Source organism: Mesorhizobium sp. B1-1-5 (assembly GCF_006443065.1).
In the GTDB taxonomy this organism is placed as follows: domain Bacteria; phylum Pseudomonadota; class Alphaproteobacteria; order Rhizobiales; family Rhizobiaceae; genus Mesorhizobium.
Genome location: NZ_VFWS01000004.1, coordinates 129,614 through 136,830 on the forward strand (window position 1 = coordinate 129,614; position 7,217 = coordinate 136,830).

Annotated in this window: 9 protein-coding genes; 5 read left to right on the forward strand and 4 right to left on the reverse strand. The window is 63.7% G+C overall.

Features of this window, described 5'->3' with window-relative positions:
• Nucleotides 1-78 precede the first annotated feature (78 nt).
• Entirely contained in the window at nt 79-444 is a 366-nt protein-coding gene (locus FJ980_RS03185) for an avidin/streptavidin family protein (RefSeq protein WP_140541494.1), read from the reverse strand.
• Nucleotides 445-657: 213 nt separating this feature from the next.
• Nucleotides 658-1,263, reverse strand: a complete 606-nt coding sequence (locus FJ980_RS03190) for an NADPH-dependent FMN reductase (protein ID WP_140541495.1) — start codon at nt 1,261-1,263, stop codon at nt 658-660.
• A 90-nt stretch (nt 1,264-1,353) separates the two neighbouring features.
• Between FJ980_RS03190 and FJ980_RS03195 the strand changes: the two genes are divergently transcribed.
• Complete coding sequence (locus tag FJ980_RS03195; RefSeq protein WP_140541496.1) at nt 1,354-1,722, forward strand: helix-turn-helix domain-containing protein; 369 nt, start codon at nt 1,354-1,356, stop codon at nt 1,720-1,722.
• A gap of 159 nt (nt 1,723-1,881) precedes the next feature.
• Here FJ980_RS03195 and FJ980_RS03200 read toward each other — a convergent pair whose 3' ends face one another.
• Complete coding sequence (locus FJ980_RS03200) at nt 1,882-2,085, reverse strand: hypothetical protein (RefSeq protein ID WP_140541497.1); 204 nt, start codon at nt 2,083-2,085, stop codon at nt 1,882-1,884.
• Between the two features lie 125 nt (nt 2,086-2,210).
• Nucleotides 2,211-2,606 carry an acyl-CoA thioesterase gene (locus FJ980_RS03205; protein ID WP_042646168.1) on the reverse strand — a complete coding sequence of 132 codons (396 nt, stop codon included), beginning with the start codon at nt 2,604-2,606 and terminating at the stop codon, nt 2,211-2,213.
• A 138-nt stretch (nt 2,607-2,744) separates the two neighbouring features.
• Between FJ980_RS03205 and FJ980_RS03210 the strand changes: the two genes are divergently transcribed.
• The 4 genes from FJ980_RS03210 (at nt 2,745) to FJ980_RS03225 (ending at nt 6,965) form a co-directional block, all read left to right on the forward strand.
• On the forward strand, nt 2,745-3,116 hold the full coding sequence (locus FJ980_RS03210; RefSeq protein WP_140541511.1) for a VOC family protein: 372 nt from the start codon (nt 2,745-2,747) through the stop codon (nt 3,114-3,116).
• 110 nt (nt 3,117-3,226) lie between these two features.
• Nucleotides 3,227-4,843: a GMC family oxidoreductase N-terminal domain-containing protein gene (locus FJ980_RS03215; RefSeq protein WP_140541498.1), complete on the forward strand. Its 1,617-nt coding sequence runs from the start codon at nt 3,227-3,229 to the stop codon at nt 4,841-4,843.
• Nucleotides 4,840-6,051 (forward strand): mandelate racemase/muconate lactonizing enzyme family protein, encoded by a 1,212-nt coding sequence (locus FJ980_RS03220; RefSeq protein WP_140541499.1) that lies wholly within the window; start codon nt 4,840-4,842, stop codon nt 6,049-6,051. Before FJ980_RS03215 ends, FJ980_RS03220 begins: the two co-directional genes overlap by 4 nt.
• Nucleotides 6,048-6,965, forward strand: a complete 918-nt coding sequence (locus FJ980_RS03225; RefSeq protein WP_140541500.1) for an NAD(P)-dependent oxidoreductase — start codon at nt 6,048-6,050, stop codon at nt 6,963-6,965. Before FJ980_RS03220 ends, FJ980_RS03225 begins: the two co-directional genes overlap by 4 nt.
• Nucleotides 6,966-7,217 lie beyond the last annotated feature (252 nt).

Genomic DNA, 7,217 nt, shown 5'->3' on the forward strand with positions numbered 1-7,217 from the left:
GTTTCGGCTTCGCGCCGGAATATAACGCAACGGCTTGCGCCGCTTCCTGGCAAAGACACTCATCGCCAGTTAGCTTGGCTATTCCCGGACAAAGGTGTCGAGGCTGGTGCCGAAAGCGCGCCAGGTTCCTACCTGCTTGCGGGAAGCGGTTTCGCCCTCCTTGCCGGTGATGGTGCTGCCGGCCACTGTCAGCCACATCGTCTCCAGCTTGCCGTCCCGCAATATGCCGGTGTAGCTCACTGCGGCGGGGCCGGCCGTACCCTCACCGGCGGCCGTTACTCCAATCACGTCGCCATGCGCGATGCCGGATATCGGCACGGTCTGTCCATAGAAGCTGCTGTCTTCGAGCGCCGTGCGAAACGTGCCTTCAATCCGGCCGCCGTCCTCGCCGGTGATGTCGAGGACGGACCCATACTGATTGCGCCATCTGCCGAGCCAAGGCATTCCGCTCCTCCACGACTGTGCTGTCTTCGTCTTCGGTGGATTGTCTTCGGTGGATTCTGGCGTGCATCTAACGCGCCGTTCCGAGCGGTCAACAGCGCGACGGCTTAAAGGGATCAGCCTGGGATCCAGGCAAAACAGACAGCTCCGCACAATGGAAAGGGGCAGCGCGGGCGCCGCCCCTTTCTCATTGGGAGGACAGTGTCGATCGACCGCTCAGGCGGCCTGGGCTTCGCCGGCGATCGCGTCGGCGGCGCGGGCCGCTTTCAGCACCCGTGCCCACCAGGCGACGTCGTTGACCAGCGCGGCGGCCGATTGGTTCAGGTGCTCGAGATCCTCGAGCTTCTTCTCGCCCTGGCGAACCGCAAGGAAATCGCCCCAGGCGATGTGCACCGCCGACTTGACGGGCGCCATCTGCAGCTCGATGGCGATCAGGCGAAGGTGCTCGATCGCGCGCGAGCCGCCGACGCTGCCATAGCCGACGAAGCCGGCCGGCTTCTTGTTCCACTCATTGGCGGCGTAATCGATGGCGTTCTTCAGTACTCCGGTCGGGGCGTGATTGTATTCGGCGGCGGTGAAGATGAAGCCGTCGAACTCGGCGACCTTCTTCTGCCAGCGCTGCGCCACTTCGTTCTGCGACGGCGCCCAGGCGGACGAAGCGACCTCGTCGAAGAAGGGCAGCGGCCAGTCGCGCAGATCGACGATCTCGACATCGATATCGGCGTGCGACTTGGCGATCTTGGCGATCCACTGCGTCGGCACGTCGGCGAAGCGGGCGGCGCGCGTCGAACCGACGACAATGGCGATTTTGGGCTTGGACATAAGGGGCTCTCCTTGCGGGAATTTCTGGTATCGTTTGGATACCGGCGCTATATGTGATACTGACAAATCGACGCGCAAGGAGGCACTTCTTTGTTACTGAGGCACCCGCACAACACCGAGGACTGCCGGGCCGTTTCAGAAATCCTGCAACGGGTCGGCGACAAATGGACGGTGCTCGTGGTCGGCAAGCTCGGCGGCGGCGCGATGCGCTTCAACGAATTGCGCGCCGCCGTTGGCGGAATTTCGCAAAAGATGCTGACCACCACCTTGCGCGGTTTGGAGCGCGACGGCTTCGTCACGCGCAAAGTGTTTCCGACCATTCCGCCACGTGTCGATTACGAGCTCACCCAACTCGGTCACGAGCTTCTCGTGCCGGTCGGCGCGCTCGGCGAATGGGCGCGCAAGAACACCAATCGGGTCCGCGAAGCGCGCGCGAAGTTCGACGGCCTGCAGGCCTGAAGCCCTTGCAATGCAAGGGTGTTTAGCCGGCCGATGAACCGTGCACTTGAGCGTCGGTGGCATCGCACTTTCGGGTTGGATCGGAGCCTCCGCGGTTCCGCCGTCGGCGTCGCCGGGCAACCGATTCGCCAGGAAGACCCGTCTTTAGCCGGCCACTGATCAGGCGCTTGGGGCAGTGCTGTCGCAGCACGCGGTCGAGCAGCTCTCCCGCTGCGCGGCCTTCTTGTCGATCGCGTTCGGGCCTCGCATGCAGGCGACGCGTGGAAGGTCTTTGCTGATTGCCATGTAGGCCGTTATGCCGAGCAGGCAGACCAGAGCAATAAGGGCTGCCACGAGCCAGCCGTTCAGCATATGTTGACGCATTGTCTTTCCCCCGCGCCTACAAGGTGGGGCGTGAAGGCAACCATTGGATGTCGCGAAGCGCATCTCCCGCGCAGCCGTTGTTACAAAGCGGCAAGTCTGGGGAGAATCAGTATCCCGCCGGAGCGTCAGCTCTCGGCCGGAACCGGCTTCGGCTTGCCTTCGCCGTCGAGCGCCACCATGACGAAGTCGGCATGGGTGACCTTCTCCATCAGATCGGAAAGATAGCGCTGCGCCCACGCCTCGACCTTGAGCACCATCGAGGTGCGGCCGACGCGCTCGACATGGGTGTAGATGCAGAGCGTGTCGCCGATCTTCATCGGCTTGGCGAAGGACATCTCCTTGACCGCGGCGGTGACCACGCGGCCCTTGGCGCGCTCGGCGGCGCGGATGCCGCAGGCAAGGTCCATCTGCGCCATCACCCAGCCGCCGAAGATGTCGCCGGCCGCATTGGCGTCGGACGGCATGGCGAGCGTGCGCAAGGTCAGATCGCCAAGCGGCTTGCCGTCCGCGTAATGCACCATCGCGAAATCCTCTCCTGAAGCGATCGCCTCATCCCGTAGCGTCGCTCCCTTCGCCCGTCAACGCGCGCACTGCTGACAGCCGGAGCTTTCAATCCTAGGCTATGTCCACAGAACGGCCTGCGGGGGAAGGAATTGGCTTTGCCGCTCAATCGCATCATCCTTTACGTCAGAAACATCGAAGCGGCGGTTACTTTTTACGAAAGACACTTCGGCTTCAAAGCGCATCGTGAAGGCGACAGGATCGTTGAGTTGGTCAATCCGGCCGGTGGTGCAAGTCTCATGCTTCATCTCGCGGCAAAGGGGCAGAAAAAGGGACAATCGACTGTCAAATTGGTCTTCGATGTCGAAGACGTCGAAGCCTTTGCCGCTTGCAGCGCCAAGGACGGGCTGGAATTCGGCGCCCTGCACCGGGGCGACGGCTATGCCTTCGCCAACGCCCGCGATCCCAGCGGCAATCCGATATCGATTTCGAGCCGCGCCTTTCGGAAAGACGACAGTACCGTCGGCTAAGCACAAAGGCGCCGGTCGCTTTTTTCACAAGCCATGCCGGAAGCCACGGCGACGCCGCAAGCCGGCAATGTCTAGGGTAAGCGCAACATTGCGGAGCCCGCCTTTCCATCATGCAGACTTACGACTTCATCATCGTCGGCTCCGGCTCGGCCGGTTCGGTCGTTGCCGACAGGCTGTCGGCGTCGGGCCGCTTCTCGGTGCTGGTGCTGGAGGCCGGCGGGACCGATCGGCGGTTCTACGTCCAGATGCCGCTCGGCTACGGCAAGACCTTCTTCGACCCGGCCGTCAACTGGAACTACAAGGCGGAGTCCGACCCCGGCCTTGCGGGCAACGCCGATCATTGGCCGCGCGGCAAGCTGCTCGGCGGGTCGAGCTCGATCAACGCCATGGTCTATATCAGGGGCGCGCGCGAGGATTTCGATGCCTGGGCCGCCGCAGGCAATCCCGGCTGGGCCCATGATGACCTCCTGCCCGCCTTCAAGGCGCTGGAAGACAATGCGGCGGGCGCCGACCAATGGCGCGGCGTCGGCGGCCCCTTGCACATCACCGACTGCACGAACGCGGTGCATCCGCTGACCAAGCGCTATCTTGCGGCCGCTCAGCAGACCGGGCTGCCGCTCAATCCGGACTTCAACGGCGCCTCCCAGGAAGGCGTCGGCGTCTACCAGATCACGACGAAGAACGGACGCCGCATGTCCGCCGCCCGAGCCTTCCTGCGGCCGGCGATGAAGCGCTCAAACGTACGCGTCGAGACCAATGCGCTGGCGACGAAAATCCTGTTCGAGGGCAAGCGCGCCATCGGAATCGAATACGAGCAGAACGGGCAGATGAAGACGGCTCGCGCGGGCCGCGAGGTGATCCTGTCGGGCGGCTCGATCAACTCGCCGCAGTTGCTGCAGCTGTCCGGAATCGGCCCTGCGGCCTTGCTGACCGACCTCGCTATCCCGGTCGTCCATGCCAACGACAATATCGGCGCCAATCTGCAGGACCATGTCGGCATCAACTACACCTTCAAGGGCAAGCTGCCGACGCTCAACCAGGTCCTCAGGCCCTGGTGGGGCAAGCTGCTCGTCGGCATGCAATACATCCTCTTGCGCTCCGGTCCGCTGTCGCTGTCGATGAACAATGCCGGCGGCTTCTTCCGCACCGACCCGTCGATGACGCGGCCGAACATGCAGCTCTACTTCCAGGCCTTCTCCACCGTCGTCCCGAAGAGCGGCGAGCGTCCGATCCTGACGCCCGACCCCTGGCCGGGCTTCTCGATCGGCCTGTCTAACTGCCGGCCTTCGAGCCGCGGCGAGATCATGATCCGCTCGAAGGACCCGCGCGACTATCCGAGGATCACGGCCAACGCCTATTCGACCAATGCCGATGTCGACGAGATGCTGGCGGCGGTGAAGTTCGTGCGCAAGATCGCCTCGATGCCGGCCATGGCCGAGATCATCGAGGAAGAGGTGCTGCCCGGCCCGTCGATCCAATCGGACGCCGACCTGATCCAGGATTTCAGGAAACGCTCGGGCACCGTCTATCACCCGGTCTCGACCTGCCGCATGGGGCCTGATGCGACGCTCGCCGTCGTCGACCCGCGGCTTCGGGTGCATGGGCTGGACGGTCTGCGCGTCATCGACGCTTCGATTTTCCCCGACAACATCACGGGCAACACCAACGCCGCCTCGATCCTGACCGGATGGAAAGGCGCCGACCTGGTTCTGGAGGATCACAAATGAAAATCACCGACGTGAAGACCTGGGTTGTCGGCAACCCGCCGCCCGGCATCGGCGGCAAGTACTTCATCTTCGTCAAGCTCACCACCGATGGCGGCGTGGTCGGCTATGGCGAAGCCTACAACGCCACCTTCTCCGCGCATGTCACCGCGAGGATGATCGAGGACATGGCCGAGCGCTATCTCGTCGGCCGCGATCCGCATGACATCGAGAATTTCTTCCGCCGCGCCTATTCCTCCGGCTTCACCCAGCGCCCCGACGTCTCCGGCATGGGCTGCTTCTCGGCGCTCGAAATGGCCTGCTGGGACATCGTCGGCAAGGAGGCCGGCAAGCCGGTCTACAAGCTGCTCGGCGGCCAGGTGCACGAGACGCTTCGTTCCTACACTTATCTCTATCCGCACACCGGCAGCGTCCATTCGGAAGATGCGCGCGGCAAGAACGTCTATAACGACCCCGACATGGCTGCCGCCTGCGCGCTCGAATATGTCGAACAGGGTTTTAACGCCGTGAAGCTCGATCCGGCCGGCCCCTACACCGCCTATGACGGCCATCAGCCACGCCTGATCGACATCGACCTGTCGGCGCGCATGGTCAAGGCGATCCGCGAAGCAGTCGGTAACAGGGCAGATATCCTGTTTGGCACCCATGGCCAGTTCACCGCCTCCGGCGCGCTGCGGCTCGCCCGCGCCATCGAGCCCTACGATCCGCTCTGGTTCGAGGAGCCGGTGCCGCCGGATATGCCCGAGGTGATGGCGCAGGTCGCCCGCGGCACATCCATTCCGATCGCCACCGGCGAGCGGCTGACGACGAAATTCGAGTTCGCCCGCGTCATCGAGAACCGCGCCGCGACCATCCTGCAGCCGGATCTCGGCCGCTCCGGCGGCATCCTCGAGACTAAGAAGATCGCCGCAATGGCCGAAGCCTACCACATCCAGGTCGCGCCGCACTGCTATTGCGGCCCGATCGTCGGCGCCGCCAACATCCAGCTCGCGGTGACACTGCCCAACTTCCTCATCCTGGAATCGCTCAAGCAGTGGGACGGTTTCCACGCCACGCTGCTCAAGAAGAAGATCGAATGGCAGGACGGCAACGTCATCCCCTCGAAGGAGCCCGGCCTCGGCGTCGAGCTCGACGAGGCGGTCTGCGAGGCCCATCCCTATAGCGGCAAGGAGCTGCATCTGCAGATGATGCAGACGCCGCTGATGCCGTGACCCTTGCTTACGCCTTCATCGGCCTTGGCCATCTCGGCGGCAACCTTGCCGCCAGCCTGCTGCGCAACGGCTTTGCCGTCACCGTCTTCGACCGCGACCCGGCAACGGTCGAGCGCCTTGTCGCGCTCGGCGCTACTGCGGCGACGAGCCCGGCCGATGCCGCTGCCCGCGCCGGCAACGCGATCACCTGCCTGCCCTCCCCGAAGATCAGCGAAACAGTGCTCGCCGGTCCCGACGGATTGCTCCAGGGCCTGCCCGCGGGCGGCACCTGGATCGAGATGTCGACCAATGGCCGCGACGAGATTTTGCGACTTGCCGCCCTTGCATCGAAAAAGGGCATCGAGACGCTCGAATGCCCGGTGACCGGCGGCGTGCATCTGGCCGCGATGGGCAGGATCACGGCGCTCGTCGGCGGCGATGCGGCGCTCTACGAACGCCATCGCCCGGCCATCGAGGCGATGTGCGCGAAGTCCTTCCTGATGGGCCCGGTCGGCTCGGCCGCGGTGATCAAGGTCATCACCAATATGCTCGCCTTCATCCATCTCGTCGCCGCCGGCGAGGCGCTGATGCTGGCCAAACAGGGCGGGCTCGATCTCGCCCAAGCCTACCACGCCATCGTCGCTTCTTCCGGCAACAGCTTCGTCCACGAGACCGAAAGCCAGCTGGTGCTCAACGGCTCCTACGACATCGGCTTCACCATGGACCTGGCGCTGAAGGACCTCGGCTTCGCGCTTGCCATGGGCAGGGATTCCGGCGCGCCGCTCGATCTGGCGACACGCGTCAACGCGATCTTCGAGGAGGGAAAACGCGCCTATGGCGGTGGCGCCTGGTCGACCCAGATCGTCAAGCTGCTGGAGGATGAAGTCGGCACGGAGCTTCGCGCGCCCGGCTTCCCGGCGAAGCTAGAAATTTGAAACAGCGGGATCGTGGAATGAAATCAGGGCTTTGAGTAAGCCTCCGGAATCATCCCCGCAACGAATTGAATCGGAACTTCAACATCTCGGTTGGTTCTCAGGCAGAAGTTCCGACCAGACTGCATACCTCGACAATTGGCGGAACCGGCCTTCCCTTCGTCATACTCGGGCTTGACCCACGATCGTCCGGCACGATTTGTGCTTGTGTAAGTGCACGGCATTGATTCTGCTTCAGTTCAGGTGGTTACGAAT